This is a genomic window from Pontimicrobium sp. SW4 (genome assembly GCF_039954625.1).
GTDB lineage: Bacteria > Bacteroidota > Bacteroidia > Flavobacteriales > Flavobacteriaceae > Pontimicrobium.
Map to the genome: position 1 here is coordinate 2,808,761 of NZ_CP157199.1, position 22,100 is coordinate 2,830,860.

Below are 22,100 nucleotides of genomic sequence, written 5' to 3' on the forward strand. Positions count from 1 at the left end.
AAAAATTAATGTTGGCGGCTTTCAAATCAATTATAATTTTTTTAAGGCTTCTTTTATAATAGTTTCGACACTTGCTTCTTGGTCACTAGAAACAATTTTATCTATAACACGTTCAGACTGCTTCTTGGTAAAACCAAGAACTTCTAATGCTGATAACGCTTCATCTTTATTAGTATTGTTTTGGAATGTAATTCCTTCATCAATATCGTAGGCTTTTAAAACTTTATCCTTTAACTCTATTACAACACGTTGTGCTGTTTTAAGTCCAATACCTTTAACCGATTGGATTAAAGCCACATCTTCAAGCGCAATAGCTTCCCTAACTTGTTTTGGTGTTAAGGACGATAACATGGTTCGTGCCGTACTTGTTCCAATACCGCTTACAGAAATAAGCAGTCTAAAAATTTGTCTTTCACCAAGCGATGAAAACCCATATAATGTATGTGAATCTTCTTTTACTTGAAGATGCGTATACAACTTTAAATGTTCTTGATTAGGTATTTGAGAATATGTATGTAAAGATATATTTAGCATATAGCCAACACCATTACAATCAATCACAACATCTGTAGGATTTTTTTCAACAAGTTTACCTTGTATATGCGTAATCATAGATTTGGTTTAGTTACGCATCAAATGTAATAAAATAATTATACATTATAACGACATAATCTAACCGCAAACCCTAGTTTTACGCTCTTTTTTGCTTTTTTTGAGCATCAATAACAGCAATTGCAGCCATATTCACTATTTCATCGACACTTGCATCAAGCTGTAAAATATGTGCTGGTTTCTTTAATCCCATCATAATGGGTCCAATGTTCTCTGCTTTATTCAGCTCCTTTAAAAGTTTATAAGTAATGTTTGCTGAGTCTAAATTAGGAAATATCAAGGTGTTAACTTTTCTACCAGCTAATTTTGAAAATGGAAAAATATCTTGTCGCATTTCATTATTAAGTGCAAAGTCAGTTTGAAATTCACCATCAACAATTAAACTTGGATAAAAACGGTGCAAATAAGACACTGCTTGTCTTACTTTTGATGCTCTTTCGTTATCGGAAGACCCAAAGTTAGAATAAGAAATCATTGCCATAACTGGCTCTAATCCAAACATTTTTACTGTTGTGGCTGTCATTTGGGCAATTTTAGCTAAGTCTTTTGAGGTGGGGTCTATATTTATAGAAGTATCACTTAAAAACAAAGGGCCTCTCTGAGTCATTAACACATTTGTTGTTGCTATTCTGGTAGCGCCTTTATCTAAACCAATTAATTCTAGCATTGGTTTTACAACAGTTGGATAATTTCTAGAAAAACCTGAAATAAGGGCATCAGCATCTCCTTCATTTACCATCATTGCTGCATAGTAATTACGCTCACGCATTAATTTTTTAGCAGTATGAAGTGTAATTCCACGTCGTTTGCGTTGATCCCAATAAATTTCAGCATAGGCATTTTTTGTACCTTCCTGTTCATCAGATTTTGGATCTATAATAGTCACTTCAGCATCAAATTCAATCTCTTCTTTTAATTTTTCAATTTTATCACGACGACCTAATAAAATTGGAATAGCGATCCCTTCTTCATGAACTATTTGTGCTGCTTTTAAAACAGTTAATTGATCTGCTTCAGCAAAAACAACACGTTTAGGGTTTAATTTAGCACGACTATGTAATAAACGTACCAACTTATTATCACCACCTAATCGTTGCAATAAATGTTCTTCATATTTATCCCAATCTTCAATTGGTTCAGTAGCTACTCCACTATCCATTGCAGCTTTGGCAACTGCAGGAGGAACCACACCTATTAATCTTGGATCAAACGGTTTTGGAATAATATAATCTCTACCAAAAGTTAAACGTGTTTCTCCATAAGCTACATTTACCTGTTCTGGTACTGGTTCTTTTGCTAAATCTGCCAAAGCAATAACCGCAGCTTTCTTCATTTCTTCGTTAATCGAAGTAGATCTAACATCTAAAGCGCCTCTAAAAATAAAAGGAAACCCAAGTACATTATTTACCTGATTAGGATGATCACTTCTTCCAGTTGCCATAATAATATCGTCTCTAGTATCTATGGCCAGTTGATAGGCAATTTCAGGATCAGGGTTTGCCATAGCAAAAACTATTGGGTCTTTCGCCATAGTTTTAAGCATCTCAGGTGATACGATATCCGACGTAGACAATCCAATAAACACATCTGCATTTTTCATGGCATCATCAAGTGTACTAATATCTCTTAAAGTAGCAAACTCTGCTTTTTGTGATGTTAAGCTATCTCTATCTTTCCTAATAACGCCTTTACTATCTAGCATGACAATATTTTCACGTTTGGCTCCGAAAGATTGATATAATCGTGTGCAAGAAATTGCAGCAGCTCCAGCGCCACTTATAACTATATTGATATCTTCAATATTTTTCTCAATGATTTCCAGAGCATTCAATAAGGCTGCAGCTGATATAATTGCTGTCCCATGTTGATCATCATGCATTACAGGAATATTGAGTTCTTCTTTTAAACGTCTTTCTATTTCAAAAGCTTCAGGAGCTTTAATATCTTCAAGGTTAATACCTCCAAAAGTTGGTGCTATATTTTTCACAGTTTGAATAAACTCTTCAACATTTTCTGTATCAACCTCAATATCAAACACATCTATATCAGCAAATATTTTAAAGAGCAGCCCTTTACCTTCCATCACTGGTTTAGATGCTTCCGGACCAATATTTCCTAAGCCTAAAACAGCAGTTCCGTTTGAAATTACAGCAACTAAATTTCCTTTTGCTGTATATTTATAAGCATTCGCTTTGTCTTTTTCAATTTCTAAACAAGGTTCGGCTACTCCAGGTGAATACGCTAAGGATAAATCTCTTTGTGTGGCGTACCTTTTGGTTGGTACTACTTTAATTTTTCCAGGGATTGGTTTTGCGTGATATATTAAAGCTTCTCTTCGTTTACTTTCCTTGCTCATATTATAGTTAGTTGCTATGAACTGGCAAAGGTACGATGTAGAAATTAATAGCCCTAATCTTTTAAAAATTTAATATTTCTAGTTAGTCCCGAATATTTTGTACGCTTTACTGCAGATTTTTGAAATACTTTATTGAAAGTGTCTTGAGTAATTTCTTCCCAATCTTTTTTGGTCATATCGAGTAGTTCTGGATGCGGATTAAAAAGCGGTTCGTTATGTGGTTTTGAAAAACGATTCCAAGGACACACATCTTGACAGACATCGCAACCAAACATCCAATCATCAAATTGTCCTTTAAATTCTGAAGGTATATTTTCTTTAAGTTCAATGGTAAAATAAGAAATACATTTACTTCCATCAACCACATAAGGCTCTGTAATTGCTTGTGTAGGACAAGCATCAATACAGGCAGTACAAGTACCACAATGATCAGTAACAGGAGTATCGTACTCTAATTCTAAATCGATAATCAACTCAGCAATAAAATAGAAAGAGCCTACTTGTTGCGTTAGTAAATTACTATGTTTACCAATCCAACCTAAACCTGATTTTGCTGCCCAAGCTTTATCTAATACAGGAGCAGAATCAACAAATGCACGTCCATCAACTTCGCCAATTTCATCTTGAATAAAATGTAAAAGCGATTTCAGTTTATCTTTAATCACAAAATGGTAATCTGTTCCGTATGCATATTTACTAATTTTTGGAGCAGATGAATCTTTTTGAGTTCCAGAAGGAAAATAGTTTAATAATAAAGACACTACACTCTTAGAGTCATCAACTAGTTTTGTTGGGTCTAAACGTTTGTCAAAATGGTTTTCCATGTATTGCATTTGGCCATGCATATTATGGTTAAGCCACTTTTCTAATCGAGGAGCTTCTGTTTCTAAAAACTCAGCCTTACTAATACCACAAGACAAAAAACCGAGGCGTTTGGCTTCGGTTTTAATTAGTAAAGCATGTTCTTGTTTTGTAGTCATATTTTGAGATTCTGAAACAAGTTCAGAATGACGTTCATATTAAAATAAACCCCCTTGATTCCCACCTTTGATTTTTCCTAGATGTTTGTATGCCTGTTCGGTCACTTCACGACCACGAGGTGTACGCATTAAAAACCCTTGTTGAATTAAAAATGGTTCGTAAACTTCTTCAATAGTTTCAGCACTTTCGCTTACAGCAGTTGCTATGGTTGTAATACCAACTGGACCTCCCTTAAACTTATCGATTATTGTGGTTAGAATTTTATTATCCATTTCGTCCAAGCCATGAGCATCTACATTCAAGGCTTGCAAACTGTACTTAGAAATCTCAATATCAATTTTCCCATTACCTTTAATTTGAGCAAAATCTCTAACACGCCTTAGTAAAGCATTGGCAATTCTTGGTGTACCTCTACTTCTACCTGCAATTTCAATAGCTGCTTCCATAGAAATTGGTACTTTTAATATATGTGCGCTTCGCTGTACAATGGTTGACAATAGCTCTGTAGAGTAATATTGTAATCTGCTACTAATTCCAAAACGTGCTCGCATTGGTGCTGTTAGCAAACCTGAACGTGTTGTTGCACCAACTAAGGTAAAAGGGTTTAAATTTATTTGAACCGAGCGAGCATTAGGTCCAGTTTCAATCATGATGTCAATTTTAAAATCCTCCATGGCTGAATATAAATATTCTTCAACTATTGGGCTTAAACGATGGATTTCGTCAATAAACAATACATCTCGTTCTTCTAGATTCGTTAACAAGCCTGCTAAATCTCCTGGCTTGTCCAAAACTGGTCCAGAAGTTACTTTAATACTAACGTCTAGTTCGTTAGATAAAATATGTGCTAAAGTGGTTTTTCCTAACCCTGGAGGCCCATGAAACAGCGTATGATCTAAAGCATCACCACGTAAATTAGAAGCTTGAACAAACACTTTTAGATTCTCTAATACTTGATCTTGTCCTGCAAAATCTTCAAAGGATAAAGGCCTTAATGCTCTTTCTATATCATGTTCTTCTGAAGAGAGATTCTCACTGGATGGATTAAGGTTTTCGTTCATGTTTACTTCCCACGAAAGTGGGAATCTAATTTTTAATTACTTATTCAGTTTTTAAAGTGGATTCCTGCCTGCGCAGGAATGACAACTCAATATCAAAAAAGAACCTATTAAATTCTTTTGTAAATATAAAGATACTCAAGCAAAATTCTATATAAAAAAAGCCTTTCTAAATTAGAAAGGCTTTTCAATATTATATCTCATCTTAAAAAAACATTTAAAATTTTTTTAATACTAACAAACTTGGTTTCTTTATTATTTTTTAACGATAATTTTTGTTAAACTTCCTTGATTTGTTCTAACCTTTATAAAATATAGGCCACTATACACATTAGAAAAATTGATTTTTTTATTTATTAACGTTAATGTTCTTAATAGTTTTCCTGAAACATCATATACTTTTACATCTTCAACTTCAATACTACTTTCAATATCTATATATAACTCATCAACTACTGGATTTGGATAAACATTAATTGATTTTTGTAAAAACTCATCATCAACGCTTAATGCTGATGTTATAAGCATCTTTACAGTTCCATAACTTGTACCTTGGTTATTTATAGCATATGCCGCATAAGAATATTGCGTACTTGCAGCTAATCCAGTTATAGACTCACTAAAGGCTCCAATACCAGAAGCGTTATCATCTTTAGTTACTCCTATACCACCAATAGTTGGGTTATTATTTGTACTTGTTATAGCATATACAACGCCTCTTTCTGAAACAGTATCTCCGCCATCTGAAGTGACATTTCCACCTATCGTTGCACTCGTTGTACTTATGTTTGATGCTGTTGTTGTTGTTACTATTGGCACGCTTGCACTAGCTCCAACTGCTTGAATACTAAAATGATAATTATATTCATGAATATCATCATTATTAATATGCAAAACTGCTGTTCGTGTACTTGCTACTCCTGAAGCAAAATCTATTGTAAATGTTGTACTACTACTCCCCGAAACACTTGTTGCAGGTTGTGTACTCACAGAAAAATCAGATGCATTTGTTCCAGAAATTGAAACAGCATTAGAGCCAAGAGTGAGTGTCCCAGAACCTGTGTTTTGTATTGTGAATGTTTTAGAAAGACTAGCACCAGTACCGAAATCTGTATAATCACTTGTGCTTGGTGAAGAATCACCTGATACAATATCAGTAGAATTTCCTTGTATATTTATTTCTGGATTTGTTGTTGAAGTGAGAGTAAAAACTTTTACATCCCCACGTTCATCTGTTACACCATTAACATTATCATCGTCAATAAAAACGCCTACAAACTTATCTGCATTAATACTAACAACTTGAAATTCATCTGCATTTCCAGAAATTAATTCTGTTTCAGCCCCTAGTGTAAAATTATTGCCCAAAAGTGATGCCGTAAAATAATGTGATGTTGTTGTACTTTGACCGTTTATCCCAACAACAACTTCGGTAGAAGACAACGTGGTCATACTTAAATCTTCAATGGATTTACCAGAATAAAAATTCGTTTCCGAACCTGGAATAGTGAATGTAGTCCCTGATAAAGTTGCGTAAAATAATCGTCCTTCATCAGTACCACCATCATCTTCAAATATAACAGCTAAACTTGATTCTGTTAATGATGTTAAACCGATTGTACCTATAATACTCGTTGATTCAAATGATTGCGGCGTTCCCATCGTAATTGCGTTACTATTTACTGTACCTGCAACAAGCATGCCTTCACCACTTATTGCTCCATCATTCCATTCATAACCCATTGCAAATTTCATGTCAGACATTCTAACTAGACTCACATTAGATACATTTGATGCAACATTTACCTCGTTCCCCCAAGAAATAGTGTTGCCTGAAACTGTTCCTGTAAAAACTTTTAACGAGTCAGTTGCTATATTTGCTTCCATCGCAATAACAACTTGATTTTCAGTAAGTGCAACCATTTGTAATGAACGTTGCCAACCAATATCGTACGCCGTATTTGAAAGCTGAGCAGAGGACGAAGCGGTAATGGTAGTTCCTGAAATTGTTAACATTTTATATTTATACACGTCTGGCGTCGCATTTTCTTCATATACAAACAACACTTTTTCAGATGAAAGAGTTACAATTTTCGCATAAATGATATTATCTGTAACCAATTCTAAAGCGGATCCCCAACTTATCGTAGAGCCACTGATAGTACCCACGACAGCAAATCCATCACCAGTTGAACCACTAGATGCATTTTTATAATAAACTATAATTTTATCATCACTCAATCGCTGCGCATTTGTTCCCCACGAAATCCCATTATTATATGTTTGTATCGAACCAGCAACAGGTGTTCGCTGAGCAAATAAATTGTTTATTGAAAAGACAGTAGTCAATAATAATATCTTTAAAAGATTATAGACGTATTTTTGATTCATTAGATTAATATGGTTTAAAATTTAAGGCAGCAATATAATATATTTATAACAGCCAATCATTTCATTTCACGTTTTGGTTATTCTAATTTTTTTAACAACAAGAATTTCTAACGTTAAGTTTTCAAATAATGAATCTCTAGCGCTTCATTTATATAAAGATTGTCAATACTAATATCAAAAAAATAAGTTTAGATTATTGGCTGATTTATATAACTAGTTCAAAATTGTAAATTCGCAACGTCTATTTATATCGTATTCTTCATCTTCGCAAATGCCTTCTTTATCACATTTGTTTAGTGGTTGCATTTCTCCATAACCTATACTTTTTAAACGGCTTCTGTCAATTCCTTTACTAACTAGATATTCTAAAGTTGAAGCGGCACGTTTTTTAGATAGTTCTAAATTATATTGATCTTTACCACGAGCATCTGTATGAGCCGACACTTCAACTTCCATGTCTGGATACTTATTCATTAAATCAACTAACACATCTAATGTTGTTGCTGCATCTATACGAATATTGGATTTATCGAAATCGAAATATATTTTCTCTAACTCGATTTGCACTTCTCCTTTTTCATTTTCTTTTATGCGTTCTTCAGCATCTGCATAAGATTCTAGAGTTAGGTATATATTATGCTGAACTTTTCCTTCACTATCTGTTGAAAACTCAACATCTTGTGGAATATAGGCTTTTCTAGTTCCACGAATAGTATATTTTTTATTTGGCTCAATCTTAAATAAGTAATCTGCTTTACTACCAACAATTGAATCTTGAATCACAGTTCCAGTTTCATCAAATAATGTTACCAATGATCCTGATAATAATTCTTTACTGTTTTTGTCTTGAACAATTCCTTCTACAAGATATTTGGTAAGGATATTTTCTTCTCTAGCAAAACCATACAATCTATCATGCCCACTTTTATTTGAAGACACATAACCTTTGTTATCTTTTTCTCTAATTACATAGGCAAAATCATCTAAGCTACTATTTATAGTACTTCCTAAATTTACTGGCTTATCAAAATTACCGTTTACCATATTACTTCTAAATACGTCTAGTCCACCATATCCTTGATGATCATCCGATGAAAAGTATAAAACATCTAAATTGCTAATAAATGGAAACTGCTCTCTATGCTTTGTGTTTATATTCTTTCCTAAGTTTTCTGGATCCCCATAAGTACCATCGTCATTAATTGCTACTTTATAAATATCAAAACCTCCCATACCTCCAGGCATATCGCTAGCAAAATAAAGTGTTTTACCATCTTTACTAAGGCTAGGGTGCTCTGTACTATACTTGTTTGATGTGAATGGTAATGCAGTCACATTTGTCCAATTACCATCAACTAATTCTGCTTTGTAAATTTTAATATGAGCAATCCTTTCTTCGTCTGTTTTATTGCGTGTCTTGTTGGTTCTATTAAAATACATGGTTTTACCATCACGACTAAATGTGGCGTTACTTTCGTGAGATTCTGTATTAATAGCATCCGAAAAAGGCGTGATGTTTTCTAAACTATTATCACCTGTTAAGTTAGCACTATACAAGTCTAAGTAAGGTAAGTTGTTCCAAGCATACGATGGATTATTGCTATTTCTAGAAGACGCAAAAACTACTTTATCGTCACCATAAAATGACAATCCGAAATCACTACTAGAGCCTTTATTTTCAATTTCCTTTAGGTTAAATGTATGAGGTGTTGTTTTTTCTGTTTTTTCAATAAAAGCTTGAGTGTTCATTCTTTTGTTATAATATCTGCTTAAATGAACATCGGCTTCTTTATAATTTTTAACTCCTTTTAAGGCTTGTGCATATCGAAAATGCAGCTCAATATCTATAGAGTCTCCATAAGTTACAAATAGCTCACGATACGTTTTAATGGCTTTTTGTAAAGACGTATTATAGTAATAACTATCTGCCAAATTTTGAAGCACAGTTTGTGAACGTTCTTTTGTTTCATAAATTTCGGCTGCTTCAACATAAGCTTTCATTTCAAAAAGTTTATTGGCTCTTTTTAGGTTTGCGTTTTGTGCCATTGTTATTCCACTAACTAATAAAAGGCAAACAAGAATATATTTTTGTGTTTTCATGGTTGTTTCGTTAAAGATTAGAAGAATCTTGGTGAGCGGTCGTAACCACCTTTAAGTCCAAATAAATCAACATCAAATAAGATGAATATTTCATGTGAACCAGAATTAAAGCTTCCTAAGTTAGATGTTGTAAAATCGTATGAGTAACCTATCCTTAAATCGGGAGAAACTCTAAAATTAACTAAGGCACTAATGGCATCGTCTAAACGATACCCTAATCCTGCTTCTAGTTTTTTATTAATTAAAACGTTAGCTGTTATATCTATTGCCAAAGGAGCTCCTTTAACGCCTTTTGCCATAAATGCTGGCTTAAATTTTAAATCTTCATTAATATCAAAAACATATCCACCTGTTAAAAAGTAATGTATGTCTTGTACACCTGTAGATTTAATTCCATTTTCCGACTCTAAATGTGTTGTCGTTAACATATTTGGTGCCGATAAACCTAAGTAATAATTATCTGTAAAATAAAAGGCTCCAATTCCAATGTTAGGAAACGTCTTATTTATGTTTTCATTAAAAGCAATGTCTGTTGATGTATTACCAGAGTTTAATATAAAGCCATCGAAATTTGCATTAAAGAAAGTAAAACCTGCTTTAATACCTAATGATAGCTTGCTTTCTAAGCCTACAGGCAACACATATGCAAAATCGGCATATATGTTATTCTCATTAACAACATCTCCAATATTATCGTTGGTAAACGAAATGCCTAACTCTATCTTTTCGTTAATTGGTGTGTGTGCAAAAAAGCTTGCTGTTTTAGGCGCTCCTTCCATACCAACCCATTGTGTTCTATAAATACCTCCAATGTTTAAAATATCTTCAGTTGCAGTGGCATAAGCTGGGTTAATAACACTCATGTTATACATATAATGAGTAAACTGAGGGTCTTGTTGTGCTTGACTTTGTATGGACAATAATGTCAAACAAACTAAAGTCGCTATTCTATGGTATATTTTTGATTGTTTCATTTTTCTAAAATTGTGTGTTGTCAACAAATTATCTGCTTAGGTATAATCGCCCTTGTTCAGGTTTATTTTCACCATCGTTAAAATTGAAAATATAATAGTACACTCCTACTGGCAACTCTTTTCCTGATGCTCCAGAAACATTAGATTTACCATTAAAATGAGGTGTTGATGCATTTCCTTTATAAATAAGATTTCCGTATCTGTTATAAATTTCCATTACAAAATTTGGATATATAACATCTAAATTATCAATGTTAAATGTTTCGTTAACACCATCTCCATTTGGTGAAAATCCGTCTGGTAATACTAGCTTACCGCAAGCTGAAAGATCAGGCACAACTGCTAATCTAATACTACTTTCGCAGCCAGTTAATTGGTCGACTATTACTGCATAGTATGTTGTAGCATTTACAAGTAATGTTCCTGCGCTTAATACTGTTCCGTTCGTAGCAGCATCATACCAAATTATATTGTTTGATGATGCATTATACTCTGCAATATTTAATGTTAAATCGCTAATAGTTGGGCTATCATTAATGCAATATTCCATATTTGGATTAATAAGTGTTGGCGTTGGAGCATCGTTTACAGTTGCTACAACAAAATCACTTTCTGAAGATTCACAGCCAGAACCATTTGTTTGGGTTACGTAATAATCTTCACCATCTATTAAAGTTTCTGTTCCACTTAATGACGTTGTAAGTGTATTATCGGTATACCAAGTTAATGTTCCAGTTGCTGAAATACTTGCATTTAAACTATTAACTGTTGGATTATCTACTCTACAAAAGGTTGGATTAGCATCTAACACAGTTGGAGCTGAAATATCGCTTACTGTAACTGTAACTTGTGCACTAGCATCTGTACTACATGGTGTGGTTGCAGCAACTGTATATGTATATGTTCCAGAAGCATCTACATCAGGATCAAAAACTCCTGTCCCACTAGCTAACGCTGGTGACCAAGTTCCTCCTGAATCTGGTGTACCTCCTAATTGTGTAAACAAATCGATACTCCCATTAATAACACATGCTATTATAGAGTTATCACTTCCTGCGTTTGGTGCTTGAGTTACTGTAACCACTACATCACTGCTAGTAGTTCCGCAAGCATTAGACAATGTATAAGTATATGTTCTTGTTCCAACCAATAGATCTACTAAAGGATCAAAAACTCCAGTTCCACTAGCCAAAGCTGGTGACCAGGTTCCTCCTGCATCTGCTGGACTTATTAGTGTAAACAAATCTACAGTTCCATTATCACTACAAATATCAAGAGTGGCGTCTGTACCAGAATTATAAGGCTCTTCAACTGTAACTGTAATAATCGTGCTGGCATCTACACAAGGTGCAGATCCTGCAATAAAATAAGTAAATTGGTAAGTTCCTGCTGTAACTGCTGTTGCATCAAAAATGTTTCCTGTTAAAGCACCAGTACCATCTGTATCTTGCCAAACGCCTCCAGCATCTTGCGTACCATCTAATCCAGTGAAAAGATCAACATTGTTATTATCGTTACATACAACAATTGGTGTTGCATTTGGATTTCCTGAGCTTGGTGTTTGAAAAATAGTCACAGTTACTTCTAATCTTACTGAAGATTCACAACCTGTAGTTGCATCTGTTTGAGTTGCATAATATATTTCCCCATCAACTAGTGCTGTTGTTGGGTCTAGAGGAGCTCCACCTGTTGCTTCATCATACCAAAGAATTGATGTTCCTGTAGCTACTAAATTGGCTACTGTTGCGGTATCGCAAAATTCCTGAGTAATTGCTCCAGTTGGAGTAGCTGTATCATTAATAATAATACTTACAGTAACTAAAACATCATCACAACTGCCTATAGCATCAACATCAAATGTGAAATTATAGGTTCCTGTTGTTAAACCATCAATGGTTACTAAGTTACCAGATAAAGCTCCTGTTGTATCATCATCATTCCAAGTTCCTGTTTGGTCTTCTCCTTCAAGTAAGTCAAATAAATTTACAGTTTGAGCAGTAGTAATATCAGCAATACAAAATTCTAATGGTGTATTGACTGTTCCCGATTCTGGAGCGTCTTCAATTATCACTGCTACTGTACTACTATTTGTACATCCATTGCCATTTGTAATACTATATGTATAGTTATATGTTCCAATGGTTAATATTGTTAAATCAACGTCGCTTCCTGTTAAAGCTCCAGAAGAATCATCATCGGTCCAAGTCCCTCCAGAATCATTCCCTGAAAGCTGTCCAAATAAATCTAATGGTGAATTTGCAGCTAAATCATTTTCACAAAAAACAGCTGGTGTTGGTGTTCCAGTGTTTGGTAATGGATTAATTATGATTGTTACCGTAACTAATTCATCATCACATGATCCTATTGCATCTACATCGTACGTAAAATTATATGTTGCCGCAGTTAATCCAGATAAATCTATTGGATTAGTTGTTACCGTTCCCGTATTATCTGTGCCTATATACCATGTTCCTGTTTGATCTTCTCCAGTAAGTAAATCAAATAAATTATAATTTGTTGGTGCAGCTCCTTCACAAAACTCAACAGCTGGATTAGCTGTTCCCGATTCTGGAGAAGGCTCTACAGTAATAGTTATAGTTTCTGTGTCTTCACAAGTACCATTTGTGATAGTATAAGTAAATTGATAAGGACTTGCACCTACTGTAAATGATGTTATATCTATTGGATTAGACACTACTGCATCATTTATATCTGTCCAAACCCCTGAATTATTATCTTGAGAACCATCTAAGGCTAAGAATAAATCGAAAGGTGAGTTTGCTGCTAAATCATTTTCACAAAATATTTGATTAACTGCAATTCCTGCATTTGGGTCTTGCAATACAATAACTTGTACTGTTGTAGATTCTTCAGGACAAGGATTAGGTAATACATTTTGAGTATATGTAAAATTATACGTTCCTGGTGTAAATCCTGTTAAATCTATTGGAGTCGTCACTATAGGATCCGTACTTAAAGTCCCTTGAGTCCATTGTCCATTAGGATCTTCATTCTCTAATAAGGTAAATAAATCAAAGGCTGATGGCAGTTCTATTACACAAAAAGTAGCTGGGTTAGCTGCTGATGGTGTTCCAGATGAAAACGTTTCATAAATTGTGATTGTAACTGTAGATGTATTTTCTGGGCAAGTTCCATTACTAGGAACTGTATATGTAAACACATGGTTACCTGGTGTAGTTAATGTTGTTATATTAACTGTTCCTAAATGACCGTTTGTAGTCGGTAAGGATCCAGTCCACGCTCCATTAGTATCTGGTGTTCCGCCAAGTTCATCAAACAAATTAAAATCTGAAGTAGGTATGCTATCATCGCAATATTCTAAAGCACCTGGAGTGCCAGGATCAAAAGGAATGTCAATGTTTACAGTAACAGGTACTGGGTTACTATCACAAAAGACATCATTAATCTGGACGTAGTAAGTATTACCATCTATTAAAAGTGTTGATAATGAAAGTGCTGGTAATATTGGATCTCCAAAACCATCAAGATTATCATACCAACTATAACTTGCTGTAGTTCCTGGATCTAAATCTCCAACTGTTGGGTTAGTGTCTGAACAAAAATCTTGTGGGCTTGCAGGAGTAGGATCAGCTGGTGCATCAAATACTGCAGTACTCCCAATTTCTATTTGACTTTTACAACCTCCATTGTCAACAAATACTATAAAAAAGTTTGTTGCTCCACTAGGTATTGGATCTGTGCTATTTGCTAGAGATGATAAATTTATATCTGTATATACTTCCACAGAACCTCCAGAAGGAATGTGTGGTTGTAAAACATCATCTATATATGTTTGAATTGTTGGGTTTTCGTTACTACAGTAAATTTGATCCAAATTTTGACCAGAAGGATCTACTTGAAAATCAACAATTATTGAAGCTCTTACTCCACATGCTCCAGAATTGTCATCAGCAAAATAAGTACCTTCTTCGACTAATTGGTTTGGATTAAAAGGACTACCTCCGCTAAGGACGTTATACCAAACTATTCCGTTTCCGCCATCAATTGCATAGTCAGTACTTAAATCTGCAAAAGTGTATCCCGAAGCATCACATATTGTTGGTGTGGGATTACTAATTGTTGGACATTGAGCAAAAGCAGAATATGTGGTAAATAAAAATACCATAATATAGGAAGCTGTTTTTATAACATTCCTAAATAAGACTTTTGTTTTCATAGTTGGTTAAATTAAAATACTGTTTATAAATAGCTTAAAAACTGAGTGTTTTCCTATATTGTATAGAATATTATTACTCATAATAATTTTATTTGGATGCAAATTAACTGATTTTTTTGTATTTCAACGTATTTTTTTGATTTATTTTACATTTTATCGATATTATATGTATTTTATCTAATTAAAGTAGAGGATTAAACCTACAAGTTTATATACAATAAAAGCCTTTCAATAATTGAAAGGCTTTTATAATATTATAAAATCTGTTTTATGAGATGTTCTCTGTTGCGAGAATTTTAATGTTGAAGTTCTTCTTCTCCTTCTTTTAAAGGAATGTTTTGAGGAACGAAATCATCATCATGTCCAGGTTTACTATAGTCATAAGGCCAACGGTGTACATGAGGTATTTCTCCTTCCCAATTTCCGTGGATATGCTTTATTGGGGCTGTCCATTCAAGCGTGTTAGATCTCCATGGATTTTGAACCGTTTTCTTACCATAGAATATACTATAAAAGAAGTTCCATAAAAATACTAATTGGAATGCTCCACCAATAATAGCAAATAATGTTATAATCACATTTACATTGGATAAATCATCAAATAATGGAAAATTACTATTTGTATAATAACGTCTTGGCAATCCAGCCATTCCAATGAAGTGCATTGGGAAGAACACACCATACGCACAGACTGCTGTTACCCAAAAGTGTATGTATCCCAAATTTTTATTAAGCATCCTACCAAACATTTTAGGGAACCAATGATAGATTCCTGCAAACATTCCATAAAGCGCAGAAATACCCATTACTAAGTGGAAGTGAGCTACTACAAAATATGTGTCGTGTACATTAATATCTAAGGCGCTATCTCCTAAGATAATTCCTGTTAAACCTCCTGTAATAAATGTTGATACTAATCCAATTGAGAATAGCATCGCTGGGTTAAATTGGAGATTACCTTTCCAGAGTGTCGTTATATAGTTAAATGCTTTTACCGCAGACGGAATTGCAATAAGCAATGTTGTAAATGTAAATACCGATCCTAAGAATGGATTCATTCCTGAAATAAACATATGATGTCCCCAAACTATTGTAGATAAGAATGCAATTGCTAAAATTGAAGCAACCATAGCACGATAACCAAAAATTGGTTTACGTGAATTTGTTGCAATAATTTCTGAGGTTATTCCTAATGCTGGTAATAATACAATATAAACTTCTGGGTGACCTAAAAACCAAAATAAGTGCTCAAACAATACTGGAGAACCTCCTTGGTAGTGTAATACTTCACCTTGTATAAATATATCTGACAAGAAGAATGATGTTCCAAAACTTCTATCCATTATTAATAATAACGCTGCAGATAATAATACTGGGAAAGATACTACACCAATAATAGCTGTTACAAAAAATGCCCAAATAGTTAAAGGTAGTCTTGTCATAGACATTCCTTTTGTACGTAAGTTTATTACTGTAACAATATAGTTAAGTGATCCTAATAGTGACGATGCAATAAATATAGCCATAGATACTAACCATAAGGTCATACCCATTCCTGAACCTCCTTGTGCCATTGGTAATGCACTTAAAGGTGGATAAATTGTCCAACCTGCTGCTGCTGGTCCTGCCTCTACAAACAATGAAATAACCATTACCACACTTGATAAGAAAAATAACCAATACGATACCATGTTAAGGAATCCAGAAGCCATATCTCGTGCACCAATTTGCAACGGAATTAAGAGGTTACTAAACGTACCACTTAAACCAGCTGTTAATACAAAAAATACCATAATGGTACCGTGTATTGTTACCAGTGCTAAATACATATCAGCATCCATCACACCTCCTGGAGCCCATTTTCCTAATAAGGCTTCAAAAATAACATTAGGTTCTTCTGGCCATGCAATTTGCATACGAATCATTAATGACATAATTACACCAACAACTCCCATTATTGTACCAGTTATAAGGTACTGCTTTGCAATCATTTTATGATCTTGACTAAATATGTATTTAGTTACAAAGGTTTCTTTATGATGATGTCCGTGGTCGTCTTCGTGAGCGTGAGTATCTGCGTGTGCTGACATAATCTATATCTATTTTATTCTTTTATTAAAATTAATTTTGAACTAATGAATTTTTAAAGACTTGTTGCTCTTTAATCCAAGCATTATAGTCTTCTTCTTCCTCAACAATTATTTTCATTTGCATATTATAATGTGATTTCCCACAAATTTTATTACAAATTAAAAGATAGTCGAACTCATAAGGGTCTAATGCTTCTTCTCCTTTAGCAACTAAATCTTTACTCTTCTCAGTTCTAATTTTATTAATGTTTGCTACTTTTTCAACCATGTCAGCGTTCTGTCTCATTTGAGCAGTAGTTACTGTAGGTGTAAAAGCAAATTCTGTAATCATACCAGGAACACAGTTCATTTGTGCTCTAAAGTGAGGCATATACGCAGAATGCAATACATCTTGCGAACGCATTTTAAATATTACTTGTCTACCAACTGGTAAATGTAATTCGGTAGTTATGATATCGTCTTGAGCATTTAAATCTGATTCATCAAGACCTAAAATATTAGCGTTATCAAGATTAATTAATCTTACATTGGCTTGACCCAATACATTATCTTCACCAGCATATCTCGCTTTCCAGTTAAACTGTTGTGCATATAATTCAACAACTAAAGCGTCTTCATCTTCCTCAAAGTTCATAATATCTGACCACGTAAATAGTCCATAGATAATTAATCCAGCAAGCGTAATAACTGGAATGATTGTCCAAATAAATTCTAATTTATCATTATCTGCAAAAAATAATGCTTTACGACCTTTTTCTCCTTTATACTTAAAAGCAAAATAGTGTAATAAAAACTGGGTTATAGTCTGCACTACAAAAATAAGTACCATTGAGATAATCATTAAATTATCTATTTGAGGTCCATGTTCTGAAGCTGAATTAGACATTAATGGTAAATCCCCCCATTTAACAACACATACAATTGTGATGATGTAAATGAAGGCTAAAAAACCTAACATTAAATATCCATTAACTCTATTATCCTTGTCATTGGCAACCTGCGAGTTCTCATTATTAGCATTTGCTAAATCAAAGATTTTTACCATTTGCCAAATGGCTATTGTAATAAATACTAAAACTATAATTGTTAATAAAGCTGTCATTGTTATTCTTCGTCTTTATTTTAATAATTAATAATGGAATTGTTTACTCTCCTTAACAAAAGGATTTCCTTTTGCCAATAATGGTTGTTTTGAAATTGCATAGAATACAACTAGCATAAACAATCCAAGGAAAAAGAATATAGCTCCAAATTCTGCTAATCCGAATCCCCAACGGTCACCAACTGTTGCTGGCATAATCATGTTATAAACATCAACATAATGTCCAACTAATATCGCAATACCAGCCATAACTATAAACCATGGAATACGTTTGTAATCGCTATTCATTAATACTAAGAATGGGAAAATAAAGTTTAAAGCTAGCATTCCAAAGAATGGCAATTTATAATCCTCAATTCTAGTCACAAAATATGTTACTTCTTCAGGGATATTGGCGTACCAAATCAACATAAATTGTGAGAACCATAAATAAGTCCAAAATATACTAATAGCAAACATGAATTTAGCCAAATCATGCATGTGGCTATCATTTACAAACTCCATTAAGCCTTTAGATTTTAAGTACATAGTAATTAATGCAATTACTGTAATGCCACTTACAAACATACTTGCAAATACATACCATCCAAATAATGTAGAGAACCAGTGAGGGTCTACACTCATAATCCAATCCCAAGACATCATAGATTCTGTATAGATATAGAACACCAAGAATGCAGCCGAAATACGGAAATTCTTTTTAAAGTTTCTATTATCATTAATATCAGCATTATCTTGAGCTATTGAAAATTTACGAGAAAAATATCTATACAAACTCCATCCACCAAGAAATATCAATCCACGAATAAAGAACCATGGCTTGTTTAACCAACTTGCTTTTCCTTGAATTAACTCATCGTGAGCTACTACTTCTGGATCCATCCAAATAAATATATGATCTCCTGCCCAAAATGCTATAGCTAAAACTATTAAACCACCAGGCAATACATAATATGTTATTCCTTCCATGACTCTAAATAGCACTGGCGACCATCCCGCTTGAGATGCATATTGAATACCATAAAAAGCCAACACACCTAAAGCAATCATAAAGAAAAAGAATGCTGCTACATATAATGCGGAGTAAGGTCTGTTGTGTATTTGATGCATCACATGCTCTGCATGTTCATCACCATGATCTACAGCTGCATCATGAGATACTTCTTCGCCATGTGTATCAGCAGTTGGCGCATGTTGTTCTGTTGCTACTGCTTCGTGACCTCCACCATGAGATGCCTCTTCTTCAGCTAACATGGTTTTAACATCTTCAACAGAAACGTGTGAAGACATATAAGAATAACCCCATCCTAATGCTCCTAAAAGCATCAATGCTACTGAAACTATTTTTAATCTATTTGAAATGGTATACATATCGATATATAACTTTATCTAAATCTTATTTTTCTAAATCTGCTTTTAATTTCATCACGTAAGCAGCAACTTGCCAACGCTCTTCTTCCTTCAATTGGTTCTTGTGAGATCCCATAGCATTCTTTCCATAGTATATAACATGGTAAATACTACCTTCATTTATAGCTCTATTTACATCATCATACGATGGAATTCCAGCAAGTTTCTCTCTTTTTACAAGATTTCCTTGACCATCTCCTTTAGCTCCGTGGCAAACACCACAGTAAATATCATATAGTTCTTTTCCTCTAACAAGATCAACTTGAGTAGAATCTAATGGACTCATTAACTCTACTTTAGCCCGATCATATTCTGCTGTTGAGCTACCATAATCGAATATTGAGTGACCTCTAGAAATGGTTCCTTCAGCAGGAAGCATTGCAGATTGTTCACCTGGAAATATCTCATAAGCTCCATAAGTTTCATAACTTGGAGATGTGTACATATTAGGAAAGAACTGATAGTTTGGTGTTTCGTTGTTTTTACAAGACACTATCGAACTTACCATTATTGCTAATACAAATATTTTAACTAAGCCTTTCATACTAATGTGCTTCTTTATCTACAATGTTAATTTCTACTGCTCCTGTTCCTGCAAGGAATAATTCTAATTCCTTTTCATTTCCATGAACAGGGATTTCCATTAAAAAATGATCGTCAGTAGTTCTTGGGTCTGGATTTTCAGCTTTTTTAAATGGCCACATTCTACTACGTAAATAAAACGTAATAACCATTAAATGCGCAGAGAAAAATACTGTTAACTCAAACATAATTGGAACAAATGCAGGCATATTCTCTAAATAACTAAAGCTTGGTTTACCTCCAATATTTTGTGGCCAATCCTCTATCATGATATAATTCATCATAACAATAGATACAATTAAACCAAGACAACCATACATAAATGCTGTAATAGCAAGACGCGTTGGCGCTAATCCCATTGCTTTGTCTAGTCCATGTACAGGAAAAGGCGTATATATTTCTTCTATATGATGTTTCGCAGCTTTAACTTTCTTTACAGCCGACATTAACACATCATCATCAGTATAAATAGCGTGAATTACTTTTGAAGATTCCATATGCTACTTTTATTTTATTAATTTTTTAGCTTGTCCTGACCAATCATCACGTTCTGCTCTTCCTGGGAAAGAACCTGTGATAGAGTCTAACAAGTCATATTCTCTTTTCGTCATTTTGCTAACCTGAAGGAATGAGTAAATACCAATACTGTTAAGTACTTCTTCCATTTTAGGTCCAACACCACTTATTTCCTTTAAATCATCAGCTGTTTGAGTTGATAGGTCGAAGGTTCCAATACTATCCAGTAATGAGCTCGTCATTTCAGATTTATCGCTTTCTGATACTTCAACTTTTGCTGCTTCAACTTTAACAGTCTTTCCAGATGTTCTTGCATCTGCTCCTGTACCAACCAAACTATCTCCAGCTTCTCTTATCTTTTTATAACGCTCACCCGAAGATTTTAAAATCGTCTTCACTTCCGCTTGCGCAATTACTGGGAATGTTCTAGCATATAATAAGAATAATACAAAGAAGAATCCAATTGTTCCGATAAAAATTCCAATATCAACAAACGTAGGAGAGAACATAGACCAAGATGATGGTAAATAATCTCTATGTAACGATGTTACAATAATTACAAAACGCTCAAACCACATTCCAATATTTACTACAATCGAGATGAAGAATGAGAACATAATGCTTGTACGCAATTTCTTGAACCACATAAACTGAGGAGAGAACACGTTACAGGTCATCATCGCCCAATATGCCCAAGCATAAGGCCCTGTTGCTCTGTTTAAGAATGCATATTGTTCATATTCAACACCTGAATACCATGCAATGAATAACTCAGTAATATAAGCCACCCCAACAATAGAGCCAGTAATCATGATCACTATGTTCATTAACTCGATGTGTTGTACTGTAATATAATCTTCAAGGTTACACACTTTTCTCATAATAATAAGAAGCGTGTTTACCATAGCAAATCCTGAGAAAATAGCTCCTGCAACGAAGTAAGGAGGGAATATTGTAGTATGCCAACCTGGAATTACCGACGTTGCGAAGTCAAATGATACAATAGTATGTACCGAAAGTACTAAAGGTGTTGCTAAACCAGCAAGTACTAAAGATACTTCTTCAAAACGTTGCCAATCTTTTGCGCGACCAGACCAACCAAAACTCAATAATGAGTAAATTTTCTTTTGGAAAGGTCTTACTGCTCTATCACGAATCATTGCAAAATCTGGTAATAAACCAGTCCACCAGAACACTAATGACACTGATAAATATGTAGAAATTGCGAATACATCCCAAAGTAACGGTGAGTTAAAGTTAACCCAAAGTGACCCGAATTGGTTTGGTATTGGTAATACCCAATAACCTAACCATGGACGACCCATGTGAATGATTGGGAATAAACCTGCTTGAACAACAGAGAATATCGTCATTGCTTCAGCAGAACGGTTAATTGCCATTCTCCATTTTTGACGGAAGAGTAAAAGTACTGCAGAAATTAATGTTCCTGCGTGACCAATACCAACCCACCAAACGAAGTTAGTAATATCCCAAGCCCAACCAACAGTTTTGTTTAGACCCCAAGTTCCGATTCCTGTTGAAATTGTGTATATAATACAGCCAACTCCCCAAAGGAAAGCGACAAGTGCTATTGAAAATACAATCCACCAAGATTTATTTGCTTTTCCTTCAACAGGTGCAGCCACATCTACCGATACATCGTGATATGATTTTTCTCCTGTAACTAAAGGTCTTCTAATAGGTGCTTCGTAATGAGACGCCATAATCCT

The 22,100-nt window shown here is 34.2% G+C and carries 14 protein-coding genes; all 14 read right to left on the reverse strand.

The features are described 5' to 3' along the window. Positions 1-30: 30 nt before the first annotated feature. Positions 31-612 (reverse strand): Holliday junction branch migration protein RuvA, encoded by a 582-nt coding sequence (ruvA, locus tag ABGB03_RS12990; RefSeq protein ID WP_347923003.1) that lies wholly within the window; start codon positions 610-612, stop codon positions 31-33. A 79-nt stretch (positions 613-691) separates the two neighbouring features. Further along, a complete protein-coding gene (locus tag ABGB03_RS12995) occupies positions 692-2,968 on the reverse strand; it encodes an NADP-dependent malic enzyme (RefSeq protein ID WP_347923004.1) in 2,277 nt (758 codons plus the stop codon). A 53-nt stretch (positions 2,969-3,021) separates the two neighbouring features. Then, positions 3,022-3,948, reverse strand: a complete 927-nt coding sequence (queG, locus tag ABGB03_RS13000) for a tRNA epoxyqueuosine(34) reductase QueG (RefSeq protein WP_347923005.1) — start codon at positions 3,946-3,948, stop codon at positions 3,022-3,024. A 39-nt stretch (positions 3,949-3,987) separates the two neighbouring features. Further along, complete coding sequence (gene ruvB / locus ABGB03_RS13005; protein ID WP_347923006.1) at positions 3,988-5,010, reverse strand: Holliday junction branch migration DNA helicase RuvB; 1,023 nt, start codon at positions 5,008-5,010, stop codon at positions 3,988-3,990. A gap of 252 nt (positions 5,011-5,262) precedes the next feature. Further along, positions 5,263-7,398 (reverse strand): choice-of-anchor D domain-containing protein, encoded by a 2,136-nt coding sequence (locus tag ABGB03_RS13010; RefSeq protein WP_347923007.1) that lies wholly within the window; start codon positions 7,396-7,398, stop codon positions 5,263-5,265. A 213-nt stretch (positions 7,399-7,611) separates the two neighbouring features. Then, positions 7,612-9,498: an OmpA family protein gene (locus tag ABGB03_RS13015; RefSeq protein ID WP_347923008.1), complete on the reverse strand. Its 1,887-nt coding sequence runs from the start codon at positions 9,496-9,498 to the stop codon at positions 7,612-7,614. 17 nt (positions 9,499-9,515) lie between these two features. Continuing rightward, positions 9,516-10,472, reverse strand: a complete 957-nt coding sequence (locus tag ABGB03_RS13020) for a type IX secretion system membrane protein PorP/SprF (protein WP_347923009.1) — start codon at positions 10,470-10,472, stop codon at positions 9,516-9,518. A gap of 28 nt (positions 10,473-10,500) precedes the next feature. Beyond that, a complete protein-coding gene (locus tag ABGB03_RS13025) occupies positions 10,501-14,670 on the reverse strand; it encodes a gliding motility-associated C-terminal domain-containing protein (RefSeq protein WP_347923010.1) in 4,170 nt (1,389 codons plus the stop codon). 296 nt (positions 14,671-14,966) lie between these two features. Next, positions 14,967-16,760 carry a cbb3-type cytochrome c oxidase subunit I gene (locus ABGB03_RS13030; RefSeq protein WP_347923011.1) on the reverse strand — a complete coding sequence of 598 codons (1,794 nt, stop codon included), beginning with the start codon at positions 16,758-16,760 and terminating at the stop codon, positions 14,967-14,969. 31 nt (positions 16,761-16,791) lie between these two features. Then, entirely contained in the window at positions 16,792-17,862 is a 1,071-nt protein-coding gene (locus ABGB03_RS13035) for a cytochrome c oxidase subunit II (protein ID WP_347923012.1), read from the reverse strand. Positions 17,863-17,889: 27 nt separating this feature from the next. Beyond that, positions 17,890-19,233, reverse strand: coding sequence for a quinol:cytochrome C oxidoreductase (locus ABGB03_RS13040; RefSeq protein WP_347923013.1), 1,344 nt, complete (start codon positions 19,231-19,233; stop codon positions 17,890-17,892). 25 nt (positions 19,234-19,258) lie between these two features. Further along, positions 19,259-19,816, reverse strand: a complete 558-nt coding sequence (locus tag ABGB03_RS13045) for a cytochrome c (RefSeq protein ID WP_347923014.1) — start codon at positions 19,814-19,816, stop codon at positions 19,259-19,261. A gap of 1 nt (position 19,817) precedes the next feature. Continuing rightward, positions 19,818-20,351: a DUF3341 domain-containing protein gene (locus tag ABGB03_RS13050; RefSeq protein WP_347923015.1), complete on the reverse strand. Its 534-nt coding sequence runs from the start codon at positions 20,349-20,351 to the stop codon at positions 19,818-19,820. Between the two features lie 9 nt (positions 20,352-20,360). Next, positions 20,361-22,094, reverse strand: a complete 1,734-nt coding sequence (nrfD, locus tag ABGB03_RS13055; RefSeq protein ID WP_347923016.1) for an NrfD/PsrC family molybdoenzyme membrane anchor subunit — start codon at positions 22,092-22,094, stop codon at positions 20,361-20,363. Between the last annotated feature and the right edge of the window lie 6 nt (positions 22,095-22,100).

Bases quoted from the DNA above. Each gene is read 5' to 3' on its own strand.
- ruvA (WP_347923003.1), bottom strand. From the start codon at position 612: ATGATTACGCATATACAAGGTAAACTTGTTGAAAAAAATCCTACAGAT.
- ABGB03_RS12995 (WP_347923004.1), bottom strand. From the start codon at position 2,968: ATGAGCAAGGAAAGTAAACGAAGAGAAGCTTTAATATATCACGCAAAA.
- queG (WP_347923005.1), bottom strand. From the start codon at position 3,948: ATGACTACAAAACAAGAACATGCTTTACTAATTAAAACCGAAGCCAAA.
- ruvB (WP_347923006.1), bottom strand. From the start codon at position 5,010: ATGAACGAAAACCTTAATCCATCCAGTGAGAATCTCTCTTCAGAAGAA.
- ABGB03_RS13010 (WP_347923007.1), bottom strand. From the start codon at position 7,398: ATGAATCAAAAATACGTCTATAATCTTTTAAAGATATTATTATTGACT.
- ABGB03_RS13015 (WP_347923008.1), bottom strand. From the start codon at position 9,498: ATGAAAACACAAAAATATATTCTTGTTTGCCTTTTATTAGTTAGTGGA.
- ABGB03_RS13020 (WP_347923009.1), bottom strand. From the start codon at position 10,472: ATGAAACAATCAAAAATATACCATAGAATAGCGACTTTAGTTTGTTTG.
- ABGB03_RS13025 (WP_347923010.1), bottom strand. From the start codon at position 14,670: ATGAAAACAAAAGTCTTATTTAGGAATGTTATAAAAACAGCTTCCTAT.
- ABGB03_RS13030 (WP_347923011.1), bottom strand. From the start codon at position 16,760: ATGTCAGCACACGCAGATACTCACGCTCACGAAGACGACCACGGACAT.
- ABGB03_RS13035 (WP_347923012.1), bottom strand. From the start codon at position 17,862: ATGACAGCTTTATTAACAATTATAGTTTTAGTATTTATTACAATAGCC.
- ABGB03_RS13040 (WP_347923013.1), bottom strand. From the start codon at position 19,233: ATGTATACCATTTCAAATAGATTAAAAATAGTTTCAGTAGCATTGATG.
- ABGB03_RS13045 (WP_347923014.1), bottom strand. From the start codon at position 19,816: ATGAAAGGCTTAGTTAAAATATTTGTATTAGCAATAATGGTAAGTTCG.
- ABGB03_RS13050 (WP_347923015.1), bottom strand. From the start codon at position 20,351: ATGGAATCTTCAAAAGTAATTCACGCTATTTATACTGATGATGATGTG.
- nrfD (WP_347923016.1), bottom strand. From the start codon at position 22,094: ATGGCGTCTCATTACGAAGCACCTATTAGAAGACCTTTAGTTACAGGA.